The following is a 23,228-nucleotide window of genomic DNA, read 5'->3' as shown; positions in this document are numbered from 1 at the left end:
AGCGCAAGTGCGGAAAACGATATAATTTGAAGCGCATTCGTCGTTTGATGATTTTATTAGGCTTAAAATCATTTATCCGCCGTTCGAATGGATATTCCACCAAAACAAGCTACGTCAACATCGAGGAAAATATTTTGAACCGGGAATTTACGGCAGACAAGCCAAATCAGAAATGGGTAACGGATATCACACATTTAAAATACAGCCTGAGTCATAAAGCTTATTTAAGTGTCATCAAAGACCTTTATGATGGTTCTATTGTTGCCTATAAGGTTGGATATTATAACGATAATGAGCTGGTTATGGAAACCATTAAAGCAGCACTGGAAGCAAATCCAGGTGCTACGCCTTTACTGCATAGTGATCGGGGTTCGCAGTATACATCGAAAGAATATCGTTTGGTGACGACAAAAGCCGAGATTACACGCAGCATGTCCCGTGTTGGGAAATGTATTGATAATGCGCCTGTAGAAAGCTTTTTTGGCCATTTTAAAAGCGAATCTTATGATTTAAAACAATATAAGAGCTTTGAAGAATTAGTAGAGGATATTGATCGATATATCCAATTTTATAATGAAGAACGTTACCAGGAGAAATTAAACAGCCTGACACCGTTGGAATATCGGTACCAGACTGTTGCGTAGATTTTTGTTTTTTTACTGTCTACTTGACAGGGTGCAGTTCAAATTTGAGAAGATGCTCTAATTTTTAACCCTAATAACTTGCATTTGCTCCAATGTTTCATGCAGCTCTTGTAATTCTCCCTTTAGAACCAGATTACTCTTTTGCTTTTTGTTGCTTCACAAGCTCTTCCATCTCTTCTTCATATTGACGTAAATATTCATTGACATCTTTACCGGAATTGGCGAATTCTTGGAATTCACCCCATGGGATACTACCGTATTTCGCCGGGTTATCCGGTCCTGTTGCATAGCCGTTTGCGAACAAGGATTCAAGATGTTTATCACTTATCTCTGGCTTCCCTTCACCAAACACAGCTTGCACATCAGGATTTACCAAAATGGAAGTTTCACCCTGTTTAGATTTTTCCATTTGTACTTCATCAGACAGGAGATACTCAATCATCTTCATAATCAATTCTTTATGCTCACTCGGTTCTGTGATAGCAAAACCACCAGCGTTTGGTTGCGGATTCAATCCTTCATACCCTTCCCAAACCGGATAAGTGGCGATATCGATATTATCTTTTTCAACCCAACCCCAATTCGTTCCCGACGGAGCCATTGCTACATTATCCTTACCAAATTCAGCACCCCAGTTCATAAGTAAGCTACCTGGTTCCTCTGTTGGGTAATTACCGGGAATTGAAATTGTATCTTCAATCATTTGAAAAAATCTTTTGTAGGCGTCATTCCCAGAAATATTCACTTCATCTGTCTCGGGATCAACAGCTTGTGTGCTAAATTGTGTCCAAGCGTCATAGGGCACATCGAGATCTAGGCCGCGATATTCCACCCCATTTCTTTCACCTGTTAAGTCTTTTGCCAGTTCGACAACTTCTTCCCATGTCATCCCGTCTTCTGGATAATCTACTCCAAAAGTATCAAATACATCTTTATTATAGTGTAAGGCAAAAGTAGGTCGGGAATTCGGGATAATCAGAAGTCCCATTTCATCATTTGGATCTTGTCTACGTGCATACTCGACAATGGATGGCTCAAGGCGAGATAAATCAAAGCCCGTTTTTTCAATTACCTCATCCATATTATAGGCTAGGCCAAGATTTTCCAAGAAATTCGTATGTGTAAGTTTCGGCATTGTCAAAACATCAGGTGACTTATCAGCTGCAATCACATCTTCCAATGTTTCTGGATGGTCAGTTGTCGCGTCTTGAACCTCAATGGTAACATTCGGAAACTTTTCCTTTAACAGATCCCCATAACTTTCCATAAAGGGTTCCTCCCCTCCTTGATGGGCCCAGCGAATGGTGACTGGCTCGGTGTTTTCATCCTCGTCTTTTGCTTGCTCATTCCCTGCGCCGTCTTTATCAGCTTCCCCTTCTGTAGGCGTAGAAGAATTACTGCACGCCGCCATAATGGCAAACATACAGCCAATGACAACAAATAATACTAGTAATTTACTTTTCTCTCTCATGTTTGTTCCCCCTTATTATATTTTTTCTAGGATATTAACTATTCATAATATTAAAAATACAAAACTTCTTCTTTCCAAATATTCTATTATGTTATTGATCGTACCAATTAATCTATGCTTCCTAAACTTTCTAAACAAAAGCTTTTTTACCTTCTTGTTCATACGGCTTATTTGCCTGATCATCGATATGTACAGGCACAATGATTTGTTGGACTTTTTTTTCGTTTTTGAATTGTGATTGCAAAACTTCGACGGCAAGTTCCCCCATTTGCACCGAATCTTGTTTAGCCGTCCAAATTGGGTAGAGATCCAATTCGCGTCCCTGGTCAAAGGAGGCGATAGAAAATTCTTCTGGGATTTGCTGATGAAGTCTTTTGGCCGCTTGATAGGCAATTTTTCCAGCATGAGCGTTCATCGCAAATATACCTGATATATCGGGATTTGCCTGTAAAAACTCAGTTGCTTTTTCTACAGCATTCTCCTGAAGAATGTCTGTAAACCAAGCCGAACGGTCAATAGGTATCTTAGCTTCTTCCAAGGCTTGTTCAAATCCTTTTATTCTATCTTCAACGGTAATCGTTGCAAAATTAGGTGCCGTAAACAAACCAATCTTTTGGTGGTGCTCGCAAAGTCTTTTGGTCAATTGATAGGCACCTGTGACATTATCAGAATAGACAGCGGATGTTTCAATTCCCTTGAGATAACGATCTAGTAAAACCAATGGGAAACCGTCCAATGTGAGACGGAGGATCTCTTCGTTATATACCTGATCATCAACAGGAAAAATGATTAATCCTTTTACACCTATTTTTAACATCATCTTTATCGCATTTTTTTCGGTCTCACTATTATGATGTGATTGTTTCAGTATTAATCCATATCCGATTGAATTGACAGCGGTTTCAATACTAGCTAAAATTTGAGCTGAATGCTGTCCAACGACCTCTGGCATAATCAAACCAATAAGCGGGATATCAATTTTGGCTTCCCCGTATTTTTCTTTTCCTGCGTCTCCGGGAGGTTCAGCGACAAAGGTTCCTTTTCCTGGAATTCTATAGGCTTTCCCATCTCCTACAAGTTTGATAAGTGCATTTTTTGATGTAATCCGGCTTACATTGAACTGTTTAGCTAACTCTGCCTCTGAAGGTAGTCGATCATGCGTTTTGTATACACCCTCTTCCATTTTTTTCTCTAAAAATTGACTGATCTTGATATACAAAGGTTTTTTATTGCTAATTCACAATCCCCCCTTTTATCCAAATCCAAGTATATCAGGTAGTATCCGGAAATACTGGATATATTAATAATATAAGCGCTTTCTATATTGTAGTCAAGCGCTTTCGAAAGAAAAGCGCAGGCGGCTGTTTAGGAGCGACAAGCACTTAGAAGGGGGATTTTTCTTTCCAGGTTCAGGGGGGATTTAGCGAAACATCAGCTAAAGGCGCGACGACTATCGCAACACCTACGGAACTTACATCCTGCGAGTCTCTTGCCCTTGTCGTCCGTAACTATACAACACAGTGAGTCTGAATGGCAATTACCTCTGTTTAGAATGTGTACAAACGTAATTTTTATGTTATAATAAGCATATACAGGTTACAATTGCATACAATAAAAAAGACCGTCCATGCGGGAACATGGAACGGTCGCCAATAGACCGTCCCCGTCAAGAGGGGTTGGTAGCGAGATAAAATAATCCCTCACTTACCTGCTAGAGTGCATGAGGGATTATTTTTTATGGTTTTTATCAGAAACGATAAACGCCACTAACATCCCAAAGGATATCATGAGCGTTAACGCACTAACAATGTCCATTGGCAACACCTCCCTCCCGGGAAGTCTCCCATCCGAAGACTTACGGCAGAGCAACAGTGCTACCAAATTCCCTCATGCAAAGCCGATCTATTGTTCTTATATTATAACATAATTAAAATGATAAATGGGCCTATTCCTCTAATAAATATAAGCCGGAAATAGTTCATGGCTCTTTAAAATTTGTCTAGTGTGGGATCTAGCGCAAGCCACGTAGCGACTAGAAAACTTTAGGTGCCTGCTTGCAAGTGAACATCGATTTCCCCATCTCGTATAGTATGGATCGTCAAAAGGTACCACGTCCCGTGCAACGTCGCCCCACCCGTTTCCTATGGCGAAAGTTTGTCCGAAGGACCACAGGATGTAGGTCAGAACGGCGTGGCGATTGGTGTCGCGTCATTAGCCATTCATCCATCTCAAGATGCTTACGCTTTTGTTTCCCGAACATGCCATAGAATACACATCAGCACGGATTGAATCAATGTCATTAAATAGGCATATAAGAAAAGGACACAGATCACCATTGGGAAGGACCATCCTATATGCAGAACAAGGCTTAAACTGGAGGTGACGATATACATAATGATTACGACTGTAAGTGAAGGAAGAAATGATTTAAATAAATACTTTCTACTTAATTTGAGTGCATCCGGTATATTTACGTTATCGATAACAATTGTAAACTCCAAATAAATAAACACAATTCGTAATACTATAAATGTGACCAGTGAAATAAAGGCACCGATATAGGGCAAAAATAACAGAAACAAGGCAGTCAAACCAATTCGTAATAATTGGACAATGATCTCAAGCAAGATAAATTGCAGCCAATATTTTTTGCCATCTTTTATAAATTGAACAAATGAATACTCTTCTTTTTTCACAATCCTATATAGGGAACGAATATATCCCCCTTGGAGAAAAGCTCCGAATAAGAGCATGATGATTAGAATAACCGCTAGAAAGGCCGTTTTTTCAACAGGTCCCGTTAAAAAAAAGAGATTATTCGCAAACAAGGGGATATTCGAAATATGACTAATCGAAGGTAACCCCATTTCTAAAATAAGCTTAACAGAAACAAAAGCCTGTCCAAAAAAACCGATAAAATACAGCCCTAAAGTAAGTCCGATCAAATCAAATAGGATTGGATAAATAAATATTGTCCAATGTTGATGAACTGCGCGAATTCCTTTAAATAGCCCCATGTAATGCCTCCGTTTTGTCGTGTTGATCTTTTACTGAAACGAGATGATTATCAATTGGAATCTTGACCCAAAATCTAGAACCCTTTTCAAGTTCACTTTCTACGCCAATTTCTCCCCCATGGGCATGGACTAGAGCCTTTGATATACTTAACCCTATCCCCGAACCACCATAATCACGTGATCTTGATTTATCAATTCGGTAAAAGCGGTTAAACACAAAAGGTAGTTCATCCTCTGAAATACCAATCCCGTTATCTTGACAATAAAAAGTAAAATCATCTTCACCAATTTCAAATTCCAACCAAACTTCTCCACCTGGTGGTGTATATTTAAGCGCGTTTGAAATAATATTTGTGATCACCTGAATCATTCGATCAGGATCAATATAAGCGGTACAAGGAGTATTCGGGTTTACGAAATGCATTTGGATCTGCCGTTGTTTGGCAATAAATAAAAAGCCATCGTATACCCCTTTCACTAAATAAACTAAGTTCACCTTTTTAATATTTAGCTTAAACCTTGCTCCTTCTGCCTCCGATAATTGTTGAACGTTATGAATCAATCTTGAGAATCTTTCGACTTGTTCATAAATATCTTGTAAATTTTTATCGGTTTTTGGGTAAACCCCATCAATAATTGCTTCCAGACGGGTTAAAACAGAAGTAAGCGGTGTCCGCAATTCATGAGTTAAATCCTCCATCATCTGTTTTCGCCAATTTTCAAGATTACTAAATTCAATTAACAGACTATTGGTGCTATCAATTAATTGCTTTACTTCCTCTGTTCCCTGACGCGGAACAAATTCTTCCCGGTTTCCCTTCAATATCTTCGCCGCATACTTGGCAGCGCCTTTCAATGGTTCTGCATAATATTTTGCAATCATAAAACTAATGAGAAGGACAAGAAGCCCTATGCTTAATAAAATATAACGCTGTTGATCTTTTAATTTCTTTTCAAGCGTAAAGATCGCCGGTGAACTCAAATCCTGATCCATATCAAAATAAGCTCGTAAATAACCCAGTGTCTGACCGTCTTTCACAACTGGTAATTCCACAGAATAGGGATTAGTAAGTTCAAGATGGCTTAATCCATTTTTATAAATAATCTTATGCATGTCCTCACTAACAAACTCTACCGGAGTACCAAATTCCTTAGCCATTTTATGAAAAAGCACTTCATTTTCGAAAGTATATTCCTCTTGACTTAAACCTGTTCGAAAAACATAACTCATTTGATACATCTTTTCAGTAAAATATTGCTGTTTATATTCTATTAAAGCCAGTTTTGTGCTGAAATAAAGAGCCAAATAGATACCGAGTATTGTGAAAAACACGACAGAGGCAATGATCATAAACATTGATACTTGAGCTTTTTTAAAAAAAGCGAGTATTGCGTTCATTTAGCCTGATCCAATATACAATTAAATCTGTAGCCGGCACCAATCTTTGTGACAATATATTTGGGCTCCTTTGGATCTTCCTCGATTTTTTTTCGTAAATTTTTAATATGAGTATCCATCGTTCGACCATCGCCAATATAGCGGTATCCTTGAACAATATACGATAAATCTTGACGACTAAAAAATCGCCCTGGCTTTTTTATTAAAGTATCCAATATTTTAAATTCGGTAGAGGTTAATTTCACAGCTTTGTTGTTTACTAGTACTTCTTGGGTTTCAAAGTTAACGACCAAACTGCCGTGATTAAAACGAAGAATGGTCTCTCTTTCCTTTGTAAACATTTTCATCCGTCTCAATAAAGCATGAATACGGGCTAGAACTTCCTTAATTCGAAATGGCTTGACAATATAATCGTCTGCACCTATATTTAGGCCATTAATCATATCTTCTTCTCTTGACTTAGAGGAAATAATCATAATCGGCACATTGGAAGTTTGCCTAATTTCTTGACAAACAGCTTCTCCAGATAACTTAGGAATCATTAAATCTAGTAAAACCACGTCTACTTTAAATTTATTAAACAGCTTAAGCGCTTCCATTCCATCGCTAGAAATATAGACTTGCCAGCCTTCCTTTAAAAAGTACGATTTTAAAACATCACGGATCGATTCCTCGTCCTCTACAATTAAAATATTCATTTTCATCCATCCTTTTATATTGATATCAAAAAGTTATAAAGATACCAGTAGATGCCGGTAATGTAACAATAGTGAAAGTGATGAATTGGAAAAAAAAGAAAGGTATGTACTATAAAATTACCATCTGAATACGATTATGTCAATTTCATTTCAGAAAGCACAAAAACATAGGTGTCATTCCGATCAAAATTGTGACCATTACATTACATAGTAAAACTCGCCTTCTAAAAATTAAGGCGAGTTTATTCCGCTTTTCTTTTGTCCAGCTCCAGCGCCCAGCGACTAGCAAACTTTCGGTGCCTGCTTGCGTAAGTCAACATCAGTTCGCCTTAACAGGCTCACTGTGTTTCCTTTATCTCGTCAGGCCCCTAAAAAGTTTGTACGTCGCTAAACGGGCGCTTCCGCTTTTCTTATTACTCCACAAGTCCTGTTCTTTCTACTCCTTCGACAAAGTGGCGTTGGAAAATGGCAAAGATTAGTAATGGTGGAAGGAGCGATAGGAAGCTTGCTGCCATTTTTACTGCGCCAGCTTCGTATGATGACATTTGCTGTGATTCTACAAAACTTGTTATCACTCGATCTAATGACAGCATTTCACTAGCAAGCGGTAAATATTGTGAGTCTGTCAAAAACATTTTTGGTAAATAGGTATCGTTCCAAGTCCAAACGAATGAAAATAAGAACACAACTAAAATGGCTGGCTTGGCGAGCGGAAGCATTACCCTTAAATAAAATTTAATGGCACTAGCTCCATCAATTTTAGCAGCTTCCTCCAGTTCTTTCGGCTGGGTCATAAAGAACTGACGGAAAATAATGACGAACAGTGAGCCTTTTACCCCAAATCCTAATAACGATGGCACAATCAAGGTCACAAAACTATCATTTAACCCTAATTTCGTATAGCCAATAATGGTTGGTAAGACGATTACTTGCGGTGGGATAATAAACGCCATAATCAATAGGCCAAATACTAATTTTTTAAATGGAAATTGCAGTCGGGCAAGGGCGTATCCCGCTAGCCCACATGTTATACAATGGAAGACAGCTGAACTCACTGCCACTACAAGGCTAATTGAAAAGGCCTGACCATAGTGCAAACTTTCCCAAGCGCGCACGAGATGCCCGAAATATAAATCAGTTGGAATCCAAGTAATGGTTGGATCAATTAAATCCTTTTCACTCATCACCATGTTGACAATCATCTTCAGAATCGGATTTACATAAATATAGGAGGTCGCAATAAAAATCGTGTATAGAAAAGCTTTAAAAAGCAACCCTTCATTAACCTCTTTTCCTAAAATCACATATCTAACAGAGGTTAACTTTTGGTAAAAATAACGCTTGTTTTTTGGTCTATTATACTTTTTAACGGTTTCAATATTTGTACTCATTGACGGCCCTCCTTTAACGTCTTGCGGCATTTTGTTTTTTCGTAATCCTTACAAAAATGAACATCACAATTAATAAGAAAATGACAATAATCAAGAAATAGATCCATGCAAGTGCACTGCTATACCCGTAATTACCCGTCCCAATTAAATCGATAATGGGATTAAATGGGAAGGTGAACATATCAACAACCGTATAAATCAAATTTAGGAAAATAAATGGGGACATGGCAGGTAAGGTTATTTTCCAAAAAACCTCCCAGGGATTTGCCCCATCTATCCGTGCAGATTCATAGGCTGAATTCGGGATCGTTTGCCGTCCCGCCAAGAAAATTAGGATTTGCACACCGGAATACCATAATACCAACACAAAGCGATTTAATAAGGTTTTTACAGGCTGTGCCCATGAGCTATCCCCTAAAAAAGTATCCAAATATCCTCCAAGTGCAAATTTTTCTAAAAAGCCTAAGCTCCCCTCTCCTTGATTGACAAATTCTGTTAAAAGGTACCCGGTTGTAAAAATAACGGGAAGGAAAAAGATCGCCCGAAAAAGAAATCTTCCGTGTAGCTTCTGATTTAATAGAATCGCAATCATAAGAGAAAAAATTAGGATGATTGGAATCATTAATACAACTTCTTGGAAATAAGGAATTAATTGATCATAGAATTCGGAACTGTTAAACAGGATTTCTCGATAATAACCGACACCATTAAAGTCGTATTGCATCCCTCCAGGAAGGATTTTCACTTTATGAAAACTCATATAAAATGAAAATCCTAACGGGAAAGCTAGAAAAATTAGGAATCCTAGCAACCAGGGTGCGATAAATAAGCTCCCTTCTAAATTACGGGCAACCTTTGCGTTCATCCTCCTTTTCTTCATATTACCTTCCTCCTTCTAGGATTGTGTAATCCTCTGCCTCTACTGCTAAATCTCCATGATGATAAGGTTGCTTATTATAATTCACAACAATGCTTTTTCCATTTTCATAGGTTGTTTTAAATACACCCTTAGCAATCTGTTGATGATCAACAATAAATTGGTCTTGCACATCTGCCAGCGCCTCATTAAAACTTTGATATTGAGCGGCAATTTCTTCTTCCCACCCCTTATAATAGGTGCTATAGAACCTGCGTAAGGAATTAGAATCCATTAATTTTTGTGTTTTTTCATAGGTTAAGATAAAGGACGGGAGCGCTCCGTACTCGATTCCTTGTAAAAAGCTTTCTTTCGTATCTCCACCTATATTTCCATAATCAAAGGAATAACTCATTAATCCATGGAGTGCAATTTGGGCAAATGGAATTTTTCGATCAACAAATAAATCATAGGAATAATCATTCTCCATCTGCCTAAGGTGATTAATGTTCTTCAAGCTGTAGAAATTTCCGTACGTAACCCGGACTTCTCCAAGCTCCTCCTTTGTTTTGGCCATAATATTTTCTTGAATTTCCTTTGCTTCTTGCCGATCTGCAAAGTGCTGATCATTATAATCCGTTGATAACATGGCGCCAATGCCACTACCATATAAATAGCCATCAATTTGCAGTTCCTTCGCTTTTTTGAAATCTTTTAGAATTGTTTTTTCCATAAATTTCGGACTGACAAGGACATTGTCCCCGCCATACTCATAGAATTTAATGATGGTCGAGCTTAAATCACGGAGCCCATCGCGATTTGGTCGAAAACCGTCTTTATTCGTATTATTAAACGTATAAGAGCTGGCATCTAAATAAACGGCAAAGCCTTTATTATGAGCGAAATCTACAAATTTCTTCATTCCTTCATTTCCACCGAGCTTTTTCGCTACAGGGAAATGTCCCCCATAATTTTCATATCCCTTTCTTTGCCAGCCATAATAATGAATCTCCATATCTTCTACACCTAAACTATTGAGCTCTTTCACCATTTGAGTCGCTTCTTCAGTCGTTGTGAGCGAAAGAAAAGAATCTCTTATAAAACCATTTTTCGTTCCGCCGCCAAGCAGATCTAATTGTAAACGAATATTCTCTGATGCCTCTTGCCGGCTTAAACCTTGGTCTTTCATTAAATATTCACGGTATTTTGTTGCCATATCCACATACCCTGGATCTTTTCCTTCCAGCATATAATAGCGAACGGAACGATCGCCTCTCTGCATCTCTTCAGAATAAGTGTGAAATCCGGCGAATGTCTTCCGATTTGTCGGTTGGAAAAATTTAAAGCGAAATAAATGTTCCGCTGTTACCCAATTATACTGACTTAAGGATTGTGACGGCGCAGAAACGATATTGGCATACACATCCCCGTCCTCAATAATCCCTAAAAAGGCATCGTTTCCCGCTTTTATGCCAAAAGTCGGCATGCGAACAGGTTGTCGATTAGAGAGAGTGGAGTTAGAAGAAAAAGCCAAATCATCTCCGTACACCCTCTCCGTATACAAGTTATTTGTGCTTGCCCGGTCTTTTTGAAATTCAATTAAGGCACCCGGACCATCAGGAAGAAATACATAGCCATTTTCCTTTTCTGAAGTGTCAGCTCCTAGAAAGGGAAATAATCGTAAGGAAACGAGCCTGCTTTTCGGATCTTTTTTCGCCTCCTCTTTATCCTTTGGAGCTTCTTTTCCATCAACAATATCATCCGCTAATATTCGCGTTTCAACGTAATCGTCAGCAAGTCGCACCTCTACAGGAATGACAAAGCCCATTTTAGGCAGGTCATAGGTAATTTGAAAACCATTTTCAATTTTTTTATAGTCAACCGTGCCTCCTTGACTGTTAAAGTTTGATTCCTTCACAACATCTTTACGAACATTAAATTCTACGTACGTAAACATGAAAGGAGATTGCAAATGGACTTGCCAAACCTCAGAGGTCTGTCCCTCTCCCCAACCTTGCGGATTAGGAAATGATCTTAAAACCTTTCCAGATTGTTTATTAGTCACAGTAAAATGTCCACTTTTCGGGTCCGCTTGTAAAATTAGGTTTTCATTTTCGGCCACTGCTTCAAATTTACTTTCATCTGGAAGGGAACCTACCACTTTATCTGTTCCCTGCGGTACCTCTGTCTCCTCACTTGCTGCATCATCTGTTGTACTTTCTTCTGTATCTTGATTGTCTTCAGCCACATTTTCTTGGCCTGTTTGCTCCCCTTCAGATGAATCTGTTTGCGCCATGACGGTTCCTGAGCTGAAGATAAGTAGTAAAGCTAAAAGGATGAGTAGCATCGCTTTTTTCTTAAACATCACATTGTCACCTCCTGATAAAGTGTATAGACAAAGTCAATTGTCTCGGAAGATAGGCCAATGATAATAAAGATCAGTACCCACAACATAATCATGGCAAATATCGATAACAAAATATTAACAATCGTTTCACCAACGGAATAATTTTGCAGGGCTTGCACCATCCAAAAGAATAGAGCCGCACACCAGATAATCATGGCTGATGAGAAAAATCCGTAAATCGAACCCTCACTTAATGTCATAATATTGGACAACAATGCAAGTGGAAGGCCTAATATAAATACCGGTATTAAGGAATAGGCACTACCGATAAACACATCTTTAAAACGAGCCTGACCATAACGAATCGCTCCGATTAGGTAATGGCAAATCACCCAAGATACCCAGACTAACGTCCCCCCTAATAAAATCGATCCAGCATTTAAGTTTTCTACTGGTATCGGCTGGAAGGTAAAGCTCGTATAGTAAATTCTCGTTAAAGCGACGATTACCACTAAAGCGAGAATAACGAAAGCACTTAAATAACCGCCTTTATTGCTATATCTAATATCCGCAAAGCCCTCTAAAGGATGGATAAGGATATAGAAAGCATGTTTTAAATGCTCGATTAACGTAAGTTCTTTTTTCTTCGCCTTTTCCTTTTTAACTCTTTTGCTTTTACGTTTACTCTTCCTTTGATATTGCGAGCCGACAATTGTCCCTACTCCAATCACAAGAAACGCATTAGCAAAATAGGCAAAGTTCTTTTGAAACCATTGCAGTCTGATTTGCCAAAAGGAATCTGAATAACCTACTTCATCCCCTGACAGTTTATACAATTCTCTTGCTTCTTCATAATCCTCCCCGGAAAAAGCAGCACGTGCAAGTCCTTCATAAGCTGGGGAAAACAAAGCATTTTGCTTCACAATTTTATCCCAGTACTCTTCACTTTCTGCATATTTCCCTTCTTGGGTAAGAATATAGGCTGATTGAATATCATGCCCAAAATCAGTTGTTTGAAGTGCCTGAACTAAATTAAGGGAGTCATCTAAAATAAAAATCTTATTCTCACTATTAGTATCAAGGGCAACCGGACTTTTCGTAACACCGACCTGCGGAGAACCTGAAATCACGGGTGCTCCCCAGAAAAAGAGCAGTTCACCGTTTTGATTAAATTGAGCGACAATCGCATTGGCTTTATCAATCACCGTCACAATGCCATTCCGATCCACAGTGACATCGGTAATTTCTGTAGCGGGAGGTCCTTCCTCATCAGATTGCGCCATCGTTCTTCTTCGCAAAAAGTCTAAATTAATGTTGTCACTAAAGGAAAAATCCTTCCATTGGTTTTCACCGCGGATATTAATCTTTTTGATTTGCTCCGTTTTATCCCGGGAAACGGTATAAATATAACCATTATGATCAATATCAATGTTACGAATCGGGTTCGGGAGCAGTCTAACCTGCCGCTTCAATTGCTCTTCCGTATAGAAAATATTACGAACCCGGTCCATTAAAGAAACCTCTGTTACATTTGTACCGTAAAATCCGTAAAATTCGCCTTCAGGATCTAATTGAATAATTCCTTGATAGGTTCCACGGGAGACTACAAAAACAAAGCCGCGCCGGTCAACGATCATATTAATCGGTTCATAGACAAACTTATCATCCACATACTTCGATTCGGGACGTCCAAATTCTTTGATAAGCTTACCATCCTTATCTAATCGGAGAACCCTTTTGTTGCCAGTGTCCGCTACAAAAATGTCTCCATTTGTATCGACAAAAACTCCTGACGGCTGATTCAACGGACTTTCTTGAACCGAAATCACCCGAATAAGCTCTCCGTCTTTATCCAAATGAACAATACGATTATTTCCTGTATCAGCAATATAAATATGATCATTATCATCAATAAATAAATCTTGTGGTTGCTTTAATGGAGAATAAACGCTTTCGCCATTTTCATCAGTCACATATATATCTTGTGCCAATACCCCGGTCGGTTCATATGCAGGCTGCGTGAATATCGTTCTACCAAAACCATTCACACTGAAAGTATCATAGGGTGCATCTGCCTTCACACTCAAAGAGGAAGACAGAAACAAGATTATAAGGCTGATAGAGGCGAATAAGCAATGCCATATTCTACGTATTATTTTCATTACAGTACCTCCGTTTTTCTTGCCTTATTTAATTCCAGAATGAGCCATTGTCGCAATAACCTTTCTTTGGAAGAACAAAAAGATGATTAATTGCGGCAAAAACATAATCAGAGCACCAGCGGCAGCCGCTCCCTGTCTTGCTACTGTATTAGCTAAATTGGCAGTCAAGGATTGCATATAGTAAGGCAAAGTTTTCATCGATTCATCCTGCATAAACAATTGCGAAGTTTCCACATTCCCCCATGCACCTTGAAAGGAAATAATCGCAATCGTCGCAATCGCAGGTGTTACAATCGGTACGACAATTTGCAAAAACATGCGAAATTCAGACGCACCATCAATCTTTGCCGCTTCCATCACCTCATTAGGCACTTGATCCATAAATTGCTTCATCAAAAACACCCCTACTGGCATTGCCACCATCGGCAATACATGCCCCCAGTATGTGTTCATAATCCCTAAGTTTTGCACAACCACATAGCGTGGAATTTGCAAAACAGTGGGAACAAACAAGAGCGAGAGCATAATGATGCCGAACACGAGATTGGCTCCCGGAAATTTATGCTTCGATAAGGCATAAGCACATAGTGAACTCGTAATTACCATCGCTGCAGTAGCTGCAACGGTCACAATGACACTATTAAAAATATAGCGTGAAACAGGAATAAAGGTGTCTTGTGTCATCGACATCAATTCAACAAAGTTTTGAAAGGTCGGGTCTTGCACAATAAAAGTAGGCGGAAAAAGAAACAACTCATGTAATGGTTTAAACGCATGATTAAAAATATACACAATCGGCAATAGCATAAAAATCGCTAATAATGTAAGAAAGAACAAAATCACCCATTGCGTAGCATCCAATCTTCTAATATCTCTGCCAAAGTTTTTCATTTTAAAAACGAGACTGTCGCCCATATTTTTAAATGTATCGATTATTTTCATCCTAAGCTTCCTCCTTTTCACCAAATAGATAAAAGAAGACTCGACTTAGCAAAAACATAAGCAACAATAATATAACCGAGACAGCACTGGCATATCCGAGCTCAAAACGAATAAATCCGTAATCTTCAATATGGCTGATCATCACTTGTCCGGCATAATTAGGGGTTGGATTTGTACCTGAAAGCTGGACACCTAATTCTCCAGATTGTAATGTATGAACGATTGACATTACCCCTGCAAATAATAATTGCGGCTTTAAGGAAGGCAAGGTAATATACCAAATTTCCTGTAATCGACTAGAAACACCGTCAATTTTCCCTGCATCATATAACTCCTGATCGACATTTAACAAGCCTGCCAATAAAGCGAGGAAACCAATTCCCATACTTGACCAGATGGAGACGACAATCATAATATTCAAAAGCCAATCTTGATCCTGCAAAAAGATAACCGGTTCTGTAATAAAGTTATATTTTAGGAGGAAACTGTTAATATAGCCTGTGCGATCCCCTGAAAACATTACCTGCCAAACAACGGTCATCGCTACCCCCGCTGCAAGCGATGGCGCGTACATCGCAAGCGCAAATATCATCCGTAATGTGTTGGGCAATTGGGAAATAAACCAAGCCAACAGAAATCCCAGAATAAATCCAACAGGTCCTACAAATAGCGCAAACTTAAAGGTATTCGGTAATACATTCTGTAGAAACACGATATCTTGCGAGAACAAAGTTTGATAGTTTAACCAGCCTGACCATTCTGGAAATTGAATCGAATTAAAATATGTGAAACTTAATCCCATCGCTGCTATAACAGGAACAACGATAAAGACAATAAACATAATCATAAAGGGAGCAATAAACAAATAGGATAAGCGAAATCTCCAAATATCAGCCATTAATTGTTTTGCCTTATTCTTCATTTTTAGTTTAAATGGACTAGGGACTCGCTCAACTGAGCCTGCCTTTGCATTCTCCACTTGCGTATGACTATTCATCTTTGTTCACTCCTTCCCATGGCTTTGATACATCAAGTAACTTTAATGGATGCAAAACATTGCCGTTTTCATCAATGATGTCAAATTCCATTTGCTTCCTTTTTAATTCACGATTAATCTCTTTTACAGCCTTCTCTAATTCCACTCGCGGGTTTTCACTCTCCAAAACGGTCTGGTTCCAAGCGAAATCTAATTGTCTTGTTGTCATATAACTTCCGGGTGTGTTAGGTAAATCCTTGACCCACTTCCATTGTTCCAAAATCGCCTCTAAATCTGCTTTTCTCCAAGGCATTTCTCGAAATGCTTCAATATTGGCTGAATTCCAGCGAAAAGTTTCGCCCCTGAATTGTTCCAAATTCAACCCGTATTCTGTTTGGATTTCGGGTGAGGTATACCATTTAATAAATTCCCATGCCATTTCTTGTTTTTCTTTTGGCGTATCATTAAAGAGCATCATGCTTGTTGTATCCATTCCCGTTCCTCCAGCCCAGCGAACAAGTTCCCCTTCACTGTTGATATGACCAGGAATAGGGGCAATTCCCCATGTATCCAAAATTTCTGGGGCTGCCACTAATAACTGCATATACTGATTAAAATCGGAAATACCAATCGGCATCGTCCCTTTTCGGAACTGTTGGTAAAAACTTTGCACCTGATTATCAAGACCATGTAGGTTAAATAAATTTGTCCATTCTTCAAATCCCTTAAAGGCTTCTGGTTGGTCTAAAGCTGTAGCCAATCCGTCTTCTGTATAAAGCTCTGCTTCATTTTGATAGAGCATATAGGAAAAATCTTTCGGATCAGCATAAAAATTATACTGATTCTGCAATAAAGTCGGAATCATGTCATAGACCTCTTCCCATGTTTCCGGAACGTCTAGACCAAGTTGTTGTAAAATATCCTTCCGATAAAACATCACTTTAAAATTAATCGTCTCCGGAACCCCGTAATAATGCCCATCATAATAATAAGGAAGCAATGATCCGGGTGCATATTGATTCAGCAATTCTTCCGAGCCAGGCAACTCCGAAATATCTTTTGCTGCTCCACGGAGGGCCATTTCAAAAGGCATACCACTTGGCACTCCAAGCGCAACATCTGGCATAATGCCCGCGGCTTTTGCTAAGACTAATAGATTTTGATCTTGGATCAGATTCACATTTACTTTTATGCCGTGTTCAGGAGTAAAATATTGGTCGGCCAATTGCTGTAGTTCCTCCGCATAATCTCGGCCCCACATCATCCAAACATTTAATTCTTCATCTTTTTGTTCCCGTAATTGATTCTGATCTTGGAAAGAATAAAGCAAAGAATGAAAAGTTCCTTTTATTTTTTCAAATGGATTGGCTGTCATTCTTGGAAACTCTTCTTTTGCTGACACCAAATAGAGTTTATCGATCTCTAATGGACTGTCCATTAATTCTTGTCTCTGTTGATCGACTTTCTCTTGCATTGTTCCAATAACCACTTGTTTATTGGGAATCTCATTAGGTTTTTCCAATAATTTAGCTAAGTCTTGGACAGCTGATTCAAAAGCCTGGGAAACATTATTTCTCCCCCCATTAATTTCAATCGTTTGCTGCGCCATTGCAGCGAGTTGATCATGCATGTCTTCAAGTTGTTCGATCAATCCGGGTAACTCTTTCTTTACATTCCAAACCCTAAATTCATCGACAACGGCCTTTCCCTTTTCAATTCTGCCCCCAGAAGCAAGGCGCAGTTCTTGTGATACAGATTTAATTTGCTCAGATATTTCTTCTATTTGGGTAATGACCGGCATGAATGGTTCATAGGTGGCTCCTAAGGTAAGAGTATGTTTCCCCTTTTCCAAGTAGAATTCGTACGGATGTTCCTTTTCATCTTGAACAAAAACTTCCTGCCATTTTGTTGCATAAGGAATTTTGAAATGTTTCATTTCCGCAAACGGAATTTGACCATCAATGTAAATACTTCTAAAAGTTGACAAACTCTTTCGATAATTCTGTAAGCCACGAAAGCCTATTTTATACTTTCCGGTTTCAGGCACTTCGAATTCCCATGTAACGGCTTGACCGCCATTTTGCCAGCTAGTTCCTCCTAACGTATTAAACTTTATTTTGTTTAATGATTTAGGTGTTGTTAACGGGTCCCGATTATATTGTACTTGGATCGATGTTGAGTTTTTTCCGAGAAAATCTTCCGCTTCCAACTGAATCGTATGATCGGAACTTGTTTCGCTTTTTGGATATTCCGCTTTCACATCTTGATAAGCCGGATAGCTTGTGGGTGGTTGAATCGCAATAGATTCAATCGCAACGGCCTCTCTTTGCGGCTGGATACGAATCGTATTTTTTCCTTTTTCTAAATAAAAATGCAGCGGTTCCACACTTACCCCGGGATCGCGCAACGTCGCTGTCGTCCAGTCGGTCGTTTCCTCAACTAATGATCTAATTTGATTTCCTTCATCATCAAATTGTGGGTCTTTATCTTTATACTGTCTTCGTAATTCGATGGAGCGGGCCTCCCGATAGGGAATGGATTCGTTTATCGCGACACTTAAAATAACGGATTGACGACTTCCACCTTCTCCTTGCGATAGGGGAATATAGTCCATCGCGATTTCATATAATCCTGCACTCTTCACATCCACTTCATATTCTACCCAGCCGACTGCATCCGCAAATATTCCCACTTGATCCCGGCCTTTATAGGAATCTACGGTGAATGAAGTATCATCGGCCTGTTTCGCAAAGTCTTTCGCTTCCACTTTTATATGGTCTTTTCCGGGTTGAATCCCTTCATCTTGCCATTTATGGATAATATCGTAATAAAAAGGTTCAATAAATTGCGATAAATCTGGTTCTATTTTTGTTTCCTCTTCCTCTGCCGCTGCGATTTTGGGAGCTGTTAAAGGTTGGAATAGGCTTAAAATAAAGGCGGCTATCACGAACAAGTAGAACGATTGTCTGATTAAATTCTTTTTAAACGCTTTCATTTTTTCCTCCCTTAATCTGTCATTAATTCTTGACTATTCTTATCAAAGAATAATGCTTTTCCCATATCGACCGCCACAGTTATTTCATCCCCTTCATCATATCGATATCTTGGATGTGCTCTCACTGTGAAGGATTCTTTTCCATACGAGTCTACATGGTAATAATGGTCTGAACCAATAAACTCATTAAATTGCAAAAAACCTCTAATCGTGGCATGTGGATAGGATTCTATTAATTCTCGCTCAACCCCGATATGTTCGGGTCTTATCCCCATGACAACCTCATATTCTTGCATTCTTTTATTCCTCATCATCGCGGCTTGCTCATCGGTTAAACGCAAATTAAACGCACTCGTAAAGAAGCGAATATGACCATCAATTTCTCGGATCGTTCCATGGAAAAAGTTCATTGGCTGGTTTCCGATGAATTTTGCTACAAACATATTTTGCGGTCGATTATAAATCACTTCAGGCGTATCTACCTGTTGAATAATTCCTCTGTTCATGACAACAATCCGATCGCCCATTGTCATCGCTTCAATCTGATCATGGGTGACATAAATCGTTGTAACGCCAATCGCCTTATGCAAACGAATGATTTCCGCTCGCATTTGCACTCGCAGCTTCGCATCCAAATTGGATAATGGTTCATCCATTAGAAAAGCTTGCGGTTGCCTGACAATGGCTCTTCCTAAAGCAACACGCTGCCTTTGACCACCACTTAATTCCCTTGGTTTACGATCAAGAAAGCTGCCGATTTCCAATACCCGTGCCGCTCGTTTAACCGCATCTTCAATTTCAAACTTCGGTACTTTTCTAATCCGAAGTCCAAATGCGATATTTTCATAAACACTTAAATTTGGATATAAAGCATAATTTTGAAAAACCATGGAGATATCACGATCTTTTGGAGGAATATCGTTCACAAGCGTGTCGCCGATAAAAATCTCTCCTCCAGAAATATCCTCCAATCCGGCAACCATCCGCAAAGTGGTTGATTTTCCACACCCTGACGGTCCTAGAAAAACTAAAAACTCCTGATCTTCAATATCTAAATTGAAGTCTTTCACAGCAAATTCTTTGAATTTTCCATACCGTTTTGACACATTATTCAATAAAATTCTTGCCATATAGGTTCCCTCCCAGACAATAGAATAGATACCTTGCTTTATTTTATATAGATATTACCTTATTTCCTGTGAATTTGGTGTGAAGATTTTTCACACCACTTAAATTTTTCACCAAGAAATGATCGGTGAAAACTCTCCTTCGTATTGGAGAACTTTCTGGGCGGACTTCGAGTTATTGAACAAACAAAACGAACCCCCTGCTTTATATTTATCACAAGGGGGTTTTTGGTTCTGGTTATACAATTAGTTTGCTATATCCCTCTTCGTAAAAAAGACAAAAGCAAGGAGTAGAAATAGAACAAAGTAAATCGCCATCATCGTAATCGAAAAAGACATGGTCATTCCCTCGACTAACGGGGTCCCGTCTATATATTGCATAAGGTTGGTGTTCGCAAATAAGCTATACTTCGGCCATTCAAATTTACTGGCCAATAGATTCGTAATGGTTCCTCCTGACATGAGCAAGAAGATGGAGATTCCAATCGCAAGTCCGCTAATTCGAAAAACAGCGGAAATCATAAAGGCCATTGTCGTCAACATAAAAACACTTAGAGAATTGAACAGATATGTCTTAATCAAATAGATCAATAGACTTTGTTCAACGACTTTTCCATTTGCATAAGCTAAATGAGTATTATGGGCTGCGTCCCCCGTTCCGAAAAGGATAACGCCGATGAGCGCAGAACCAACAAACAAAATAGCAAGCATAAACAACAAAAGTAAAATCGTTGTAATATATTTAGATAATAATATTTTCCAACGCTTGTACGGCTTGATCAACAAGTTTTTGATTGTACCACGGCTAAATTCATTGGCGACAATGCCTGATGCGACAATAATCACGAGCAATCCAACTAAGCTTGTCATCTGCGCATTTTCACCTATAAATGTCCACATGGATGATGGTTGTGTTGGAGGCAAGTTATGTTCGATTCGATATTCGCCAATTGCAATCTCCTGCTTAAGATACCCTTTTAGAGAAGGAGCCATGACAATATCGGAATCAGCCAACATCTCTTTGTTTTCAATTACTTCACTTTGTAGCTCTTCTTTCCAATGTTCGTTTCCTAGTTCAGCCCGTGTATCCAAATATTTTGATATCGCCCCACCAGCTATTAAGACGAGCAATAAAAATCCAATCATAATATATGTGCTTATTTGTCTAAAGATTTTAATCCATTCATTTTGTATAAGTCTATGCATTTGCCTTCACCACCTTCTGATTCGTGATTTCAAGAAACCGATCTTCCAATGAAACGGATTGTTTTTTCATTTCATAAATTAGTAAATCATGATGCACTAAAAAATTGATCACTTCGGGTACTTGTTCTTTTCCAAGCGTGACTTCAAAACCTCCTGGTTGAGCCTGAATGAGGTAGTCCTTTTTCTCTAACAATTTTATTGCCTTCTGAGGTTGGTCAATCGTACATACATATTTATGCTTTTGTATGGACTCCTCTTCTTTGACCATCTGCATATCTATCAACTTTCCCTTTTGGATGATCGCGATCCGATCACACATCATTTCCATTTCAGATAGCAAATGACTCGAAACAATGACGGCGAGGTTTTTTTCTTTTGCGAGACTTCGCAAATAATCACGAATTTCTCGAATCCCCGCTGGATCTAAACCATTAGTTGGTTCATCTAAAATCAATACCTTCGGATCATGCAAAAGGCTTTGGGCAATGCCTAAGCGTTGCCGCATCCCCAAAGAATATGTTTTTACCTTGTCGTGGATTCTTTCCGTTAACCCTACTAACTCTACCACTTCATCTATTTTTTCTTTCCCAATCCCGGTTGTTAATCTGGCAACTTGTTGTAAATTTTGATAGCCTGTGAGAAATTTATACATCTCCGGATTCTCGACAATCGCACCTACATGGCGAATTGCCTCTTCAAACTCTTTTTTTACATCTTTCCCACAAATCGTAATGTCCCCACCGCTCATCCGAATCAGACCAACGATCATTCGAATAGTGGTCGTCTTCCCTGCACCATTTGGACCAAGAAAACCAAATACTTCCCCAGGCATAACTCCGAAGCTTAAATCATCAATAATTTTCCTTCCACGGATCGTTTTTGTGACATTTTTCAATTCAACAATTGGCTCCATTTTCTCTTACACTCCCTTTTCCTCCATTTTCATTTTGAACCAGTCCAATACGGATAATCCGTATTCTTCACGCAATGTTTCTACATGTTCATGACCAACGATATGACCGTTATAAATGGCCAATACTTCATCTAATAGAGATTCCACTTCATTGATCTCATGTGTAGCAATGATTACTGTTTGTTTAGAGAAATCAATATATCTTAATAAGCTTGTGACCATGGATTCCCGCACCATTGCATCTAATCCCGAAAAGGGTTCGTCTAACAAGATAACGGGAGTATTGCGAGCCAATGTCAGCACTAGTTTTAACCGTCCCCGGTTTCCTTTGGAAAGCCTTCTAACTTTTTTCTGTGGCTCTAGTTTTAATTCTTGTATAAGCAACTTGGCTTTGCCTATATCAAAATCGGGGAATTGGGAAGCATAGAAAGATAAGATCTTTTCAACTGTGAACGCTTCATAAAACATATCCAGTTCCGTTAAATAAGCCACCTGCTTGCATGTTTTTCTAGTAACTTCCTCCCCCAATACGGTAATGTTTCCTTGATTAGGATAGACTAAGCCAGTAATCAGTTTTAAAGTAGTTGATTTCCCACTCCCATTTGGTCCTAATAATCCGTAAATTTTTCCGGGTTGAAGCTCAAGATTGATATGATCTAGCGCTTCTTCTTTTCCATATCTTTTTGTTACTTCATGAAAGCGAATCGTCATCCTCATCCCTCTCTTTCAAATAGCTTTGTAATCCAGCTATTATTTCTCTACTAGAAAAACCTAAATCTTTCATATTTCCAACAAATTGTTCAATGATTTCCTTTTGCATCGATTGTTGTAATCCTTGCACAATCCCCTCATCCTCTAATACGAATGAACCTTGCCCCCTTCTCGCTTCCACAATACCCATCCTTTCCATTTCAGTGTAAGATCGTTGAATCGTGTTTGGATTGACGCCTGATTGAATCGCCATTTCGCGTACAGAAGGCAATTTCTCGCCAGGCCTGATTTCACCTCTTGCAATCTGCCTGCAAACTAGATCCACAATTTGTAAATAAATCGGTTTTGTGGCCTCATACTTCTTAGACATTGC

The 23,228-nt window shown here is 38.9% G+C and carries 18 protein-coding genes; 1 reads left to right on the top strand and 17 read right to left on the bottom strand.

Annotated features, from left to right (window positions below):
* A partial coding sequence (locus tag KI363_RS06010) for an IS3 family transposase (protein ID WP_212965817.1) occupies positions 1–644 on the top strand: 644 nt, incomplete at its 5' end.
* A 133-nt stretch (positions 645–777) separates the two neighbouring features.
* Here KI363_RS06010 and KI363_RS06005 read toward each other — a convergent pair.
* The 17 genes from KI363_RS06005 to KI363_RS05925 form a co-directional block, all read right to left on the bottom strand.
* Positions 778–2,115, bottom strand: coding sequence for an ABC transporter substrate-binding protein (locus KI363_RS06005; RefSeq protein ID WP_158321941.1), 1,338 nt, complete (start codon positions 2,113–2,115; stop codon positions 778–780).
* Between the two features lie 130 nt (positions 2,116–2,245).
* On the bottom strand, positions 2,246–3,334 hold the full coding sequence (locus tag KI363_RS06000; protein ID WP_281414079.1) for a GntR family transcriptional regulator: 1,089 nt from the start codon (positions 3,332–3,334) through the stop codon (positions 2,246–2,248).
* A gap of 1,018 nt (positions 3,335–4,352) precedes the next feature.
* The gene (locus tag KI363_RS05995; protein WP_212965815.1) at positions 4,353–5,132 is read right to left on the bottom strand and encodes a hypothetical protein; all 780 of its coding nucleotides are present in this window, start codon (positions 5,130–5,132) and stop codon (positions 4,353–4,355) included.
* Entirely contained in the window at positions 5,119–6,531 is a 1,413-nt protein-coding gene (locus tag KI363_RS05990) for a sensor histidine kinase (protein ID WP_212965814.1), read from the bottom strand. Before KI363_RS05990 ends, KI363_RS05995 begins: the two co-directional genes overlap by 14 nt.
* Positions 6,528–7,229, bottom strand: a complete 702-nt coding sequence (locus KI363_RS05985; RefSeq protein ID WP_158321945.1) for a response regulator transcription factor — start codon at positions 7,227–7,229, stop codon at positions 6,528–6,530. The genes KI363_RS05990 and KI363_RS05985 overlap by 4 nt, the downstream gene beginning before the upstream one ends.
* 413 nt (positions 7,230–7,642) lie before the next feature.
* Positions 7,643–8,620 (bottom strand): carbohydrate ABC transporter permease, encoded by a 978-nt coding sequence (locus tag KI363_RS05980; protein WP_158321946.1) that lies wholly within the window; start codon positions 8,618–8,620, stop codon positions 7,643–7,645.
* A gap of 13 nt (positions 8,621–8,633) precedes the next feature.
* Positions 8,634–9,500: a carbohydrate ABC transporter permease gene (locus tag KI363_RS05975; protein ID WP_158321947.1), complete on the bottom strand. Its 867-nt coding sequence runs from the start codon at positions 9,498–9,500 to the stop codon at positions 8,634–8,636.
* Between the two features lies 1 nt (position 9,501).
* Positions 9,502–11,841 carry a DUF5696 domain-containing protein gene (locus tag KI363_RS05970; protein WP_212965813.1) on the bottom strand — a complete coding sequence of 780 codons (2,340 nt, stop codon included), beginning with the start codon at positions 11,839–11,841 and terminating at the stop codon, positions 9,502–9,504.
* Positions 11,841–13,985: a YIP1 family protein gene (locus KI363_RS05965; protein ID WP_158321949.1), complete on the bottom strand. Its 2,145-nt coding sequence runs from the start codon at positions 13,983–13,985 to the stop codon at positions 11,841–11,843. Before KI363_RS05965 ends, KI363_RS05970 begins: the two co-directional genes overlap by 1 nt.
* 24 nt (positions 13,986–14,009) lie before the next feature.
* Positions 14,010–14,876, bottom strand: coding sequence for a carbohydrate ABC transporter permease (locus tag KI363_RS05960; RefSeq protein ID WP_246516777.1), 867 nt, complete (start codon positions 14,874–14,876; stop codon positions 14,010–14,012).
* Positions 14,877–14,928: 52 nt separating this feature from the next.
* On the bottom strand, positions 14,929–15,849 hold the full coding sequence (locus KI363_RS05955) for a carbohydrate ABC transporter permease (protein ID WP_212965822.1): 921 nt from the start codon (positions 15,847–15,849) through the stop codon (positions 14,929–14,931).
* 67 nt (positions 15,850–15,916) lie between these two features.
* Positions 15,917–18,898, bottom strand: coding sequence for an extracellular solute-binding protein (locus KI363_RS05950; RefSeq protein ID WP_212965812.1), 2,982 nt, complete (start codon positions 18,896–18,898; stop codon positions 15,917–15,919).
* Positions 18,899–18,909: 11 nt separating this feature from the next.
* The gene (locus KI363_RS05945) at positions 18,910–20,028 is read right to left on the bottom strand and encodes an ABC transporter ATP-binding protein (RefSeq protein WP_158321951.1); all 1,119 of its coding nucleotides are present in this window, start codon (positions 20,026–20,028) and stop codon (positions 18,910–18,912) included.
* Positions 20,029–20,271: 243 nt separating this feature from the next.
* The gene (locus tag KI363_RS05940) at positions 20,272–21,231 is read right to left on the bottom strand and encodes an ABC transporter permease (protein WP_212965811.1); all 960 of its coding nucleotides are present in this window, start codon (positions 21,229–21,231) and stop codon (positions 20,272–20,274) included.
* Positions 21,224–22,144 (bottom strand): ABC transporter ATP-binding protein, encoded by a 921-nt coding sequence (locus KI363_RS05935; protein WP_212965810.1) that lies wholly within the window; start codon positions 22,142–22,144, stop codon positions 21,224–21,226. Before KI363_RS05935 ends, KI363_RS05940 begins: the two co-directional genes overlap by 8 nt.
* A gap of 6 nt (positions 22,145–22,150) precedes the next feature.
* Complete coding sequence (locus tag KI363_RS05930; RefSeq protein WP_212965809.1) at positions 22,151–22,855, bottom strand: ABC transporter ATP-binding protein; 705 nt, start codon at positions 22,853–22,855, stop codon at positions 22,151–22,153.
* Positions 22,836–23,225: a GntR family transcriptional regulator gene (locus KI363_RS05925; protein WP_212965808.1), complete on the bottom strand. Its 390-nt coding sequence runs from the start codon at positions 23,223–23,225 to the stop codon at positions 22,836–22,838. Before KI363_RS05925 ends, KI363_RS05930 begins: the two co-directional genes overlap by 20 nt.
* Positions 23,226–23,228: the final 3 nt, after the last annotated feature.

This window comes from Lederbergia ruris (assembly GCF_018332955.1).
Lineage (GTDB): Bacteria > Bacillota > Bacilli > Bacillales > Bacillaceae_C > Lederbergia > Lederbergia ruris.
Note: the sequence above shows the minus strand (reverse complement) of the source record. Positions and strands in the feature narration are given on the sequence as shown.

What these genes read in the sequence shown, in the direction of transcription:
- KI363_RS06005 (WP_158321941.1), bottom strand. Translation starts at nt 2,115, where the DNA reads ATGAGAGAGAAAAGTAAATTACTAGTATTATTTGTTGTCATTGGCTGT.
- KI363_RS05995 (WP_212965815.1), bottom strand. Translation starts at nt 5,132, where the DNA reads ATGGGGCTATTTAAAGGAATTCGCGCAGTTCATCAACATTGGACAATA.
- KI363_RS05990 (WP_212965814.1), bottom strand. Translation starts at nt 6,531, where the DNA reads ATGAACGCAATACTCGCTTTTTTTAAAAAAGCTCAAGTATCAATGTTT.
- KI363_RS05985 (WP_158321945.1), bottom strand. Translation starts at nt 7,229, where the DNA reads ATGAATATTTTAATTGTAGAGGACGAGGAATCGATCCGTGATGTTTTA.
- KI363_RS05980 (WP_158321946.1), bottom strand. Translation starts at nt 8,620, where the DNA reads ATGAGTACAAATATTGAAACCGTTAAAAAGTATAATAGACCAAAAAAC.
- KI363_RS05975 (WP_158321947.1), bottom strand. Translation starts at nt 9,500, where the DNA reads ATGAAGAAAAGGAGGATGAACGCAAAGGTTGCCCGTAATTTAGAAGGG.
- KI363_RS05970 (WP_212965813.1), bottom strand. Translation starts at nt 11,841, where the DNA reads ATGTTTAAGAAAAAAGCGATGCTACTCATCCTTTTAGCTTTACTACTT.
- KI363_RS05965 (WP_158321949.1), bottom strand. Translation starts at nt 13,985, where the DNA reads ATGAAAATAATACGTAGAATATGGCATTGCTTATTCGCCTCTATCAGC.
- KI363_RS05960 (WP_246516777.1), bottom strand. Translation starts at nt 14,876, where the DNA reads ATGAAAAACTTTGGCAGAGATATTAGAAGATTGGATGCTACGCAATGG.
- KI363_RS05955 (WP_212965822.1), bottom strand. Translation starts at nt 15,849, where the DNA reads ATGAAGAATAAGGCAAAACAATTAATGGCTGATATTTGGAGATTTCGC.
- KI363_RS05950 (WP_212965812.1), bottom strand. Translation starts at nt 18,898, where the DNA reads ATGAAAGCGTTTAAAAAGAATTTAATCAGACAATCGTTCTACTTGTTC.
- KI363_RS05945 (WP_158321951.1), bottom strand. Translation starts at nt 20,028, where the DNA reads ATGGCAAGAATTTTATTGAATAATGTGTCAAAACGGTATGGAAAATTC.
- KI363_RS05940 (WP_212965811.1), bottom strand. Translation starts at nt 21,231, where the DNA reads ATGCATAGACTTATACAAAATGAATGGATTAAAATCTTTAGACAAATA.
- KI363_RS05935 (WP_212965810.1), bottom strand. Translation starts at nt 22,144, where the DNA reads ATGGAGCCAATTGTTGAATTGAAAAATGTCACAAAAACGATCCGTGGA.
- KI363_RS05930 (WP_212965809.1), bottom strand. Translation starts at nt 22,855, where the DNA reads ATGACGATTCGCTTTCATGAAGTAACAAAAAGATATGGAAAAGAAGAA.
- KI363_RS05925 (WP_212965808.1), bottom strand. Translation starts at nt 23,225, where the DNA reads ATGTCTAAGAAGTATGAGGCCACAAAACCGATTTATTTACAAATTGTG.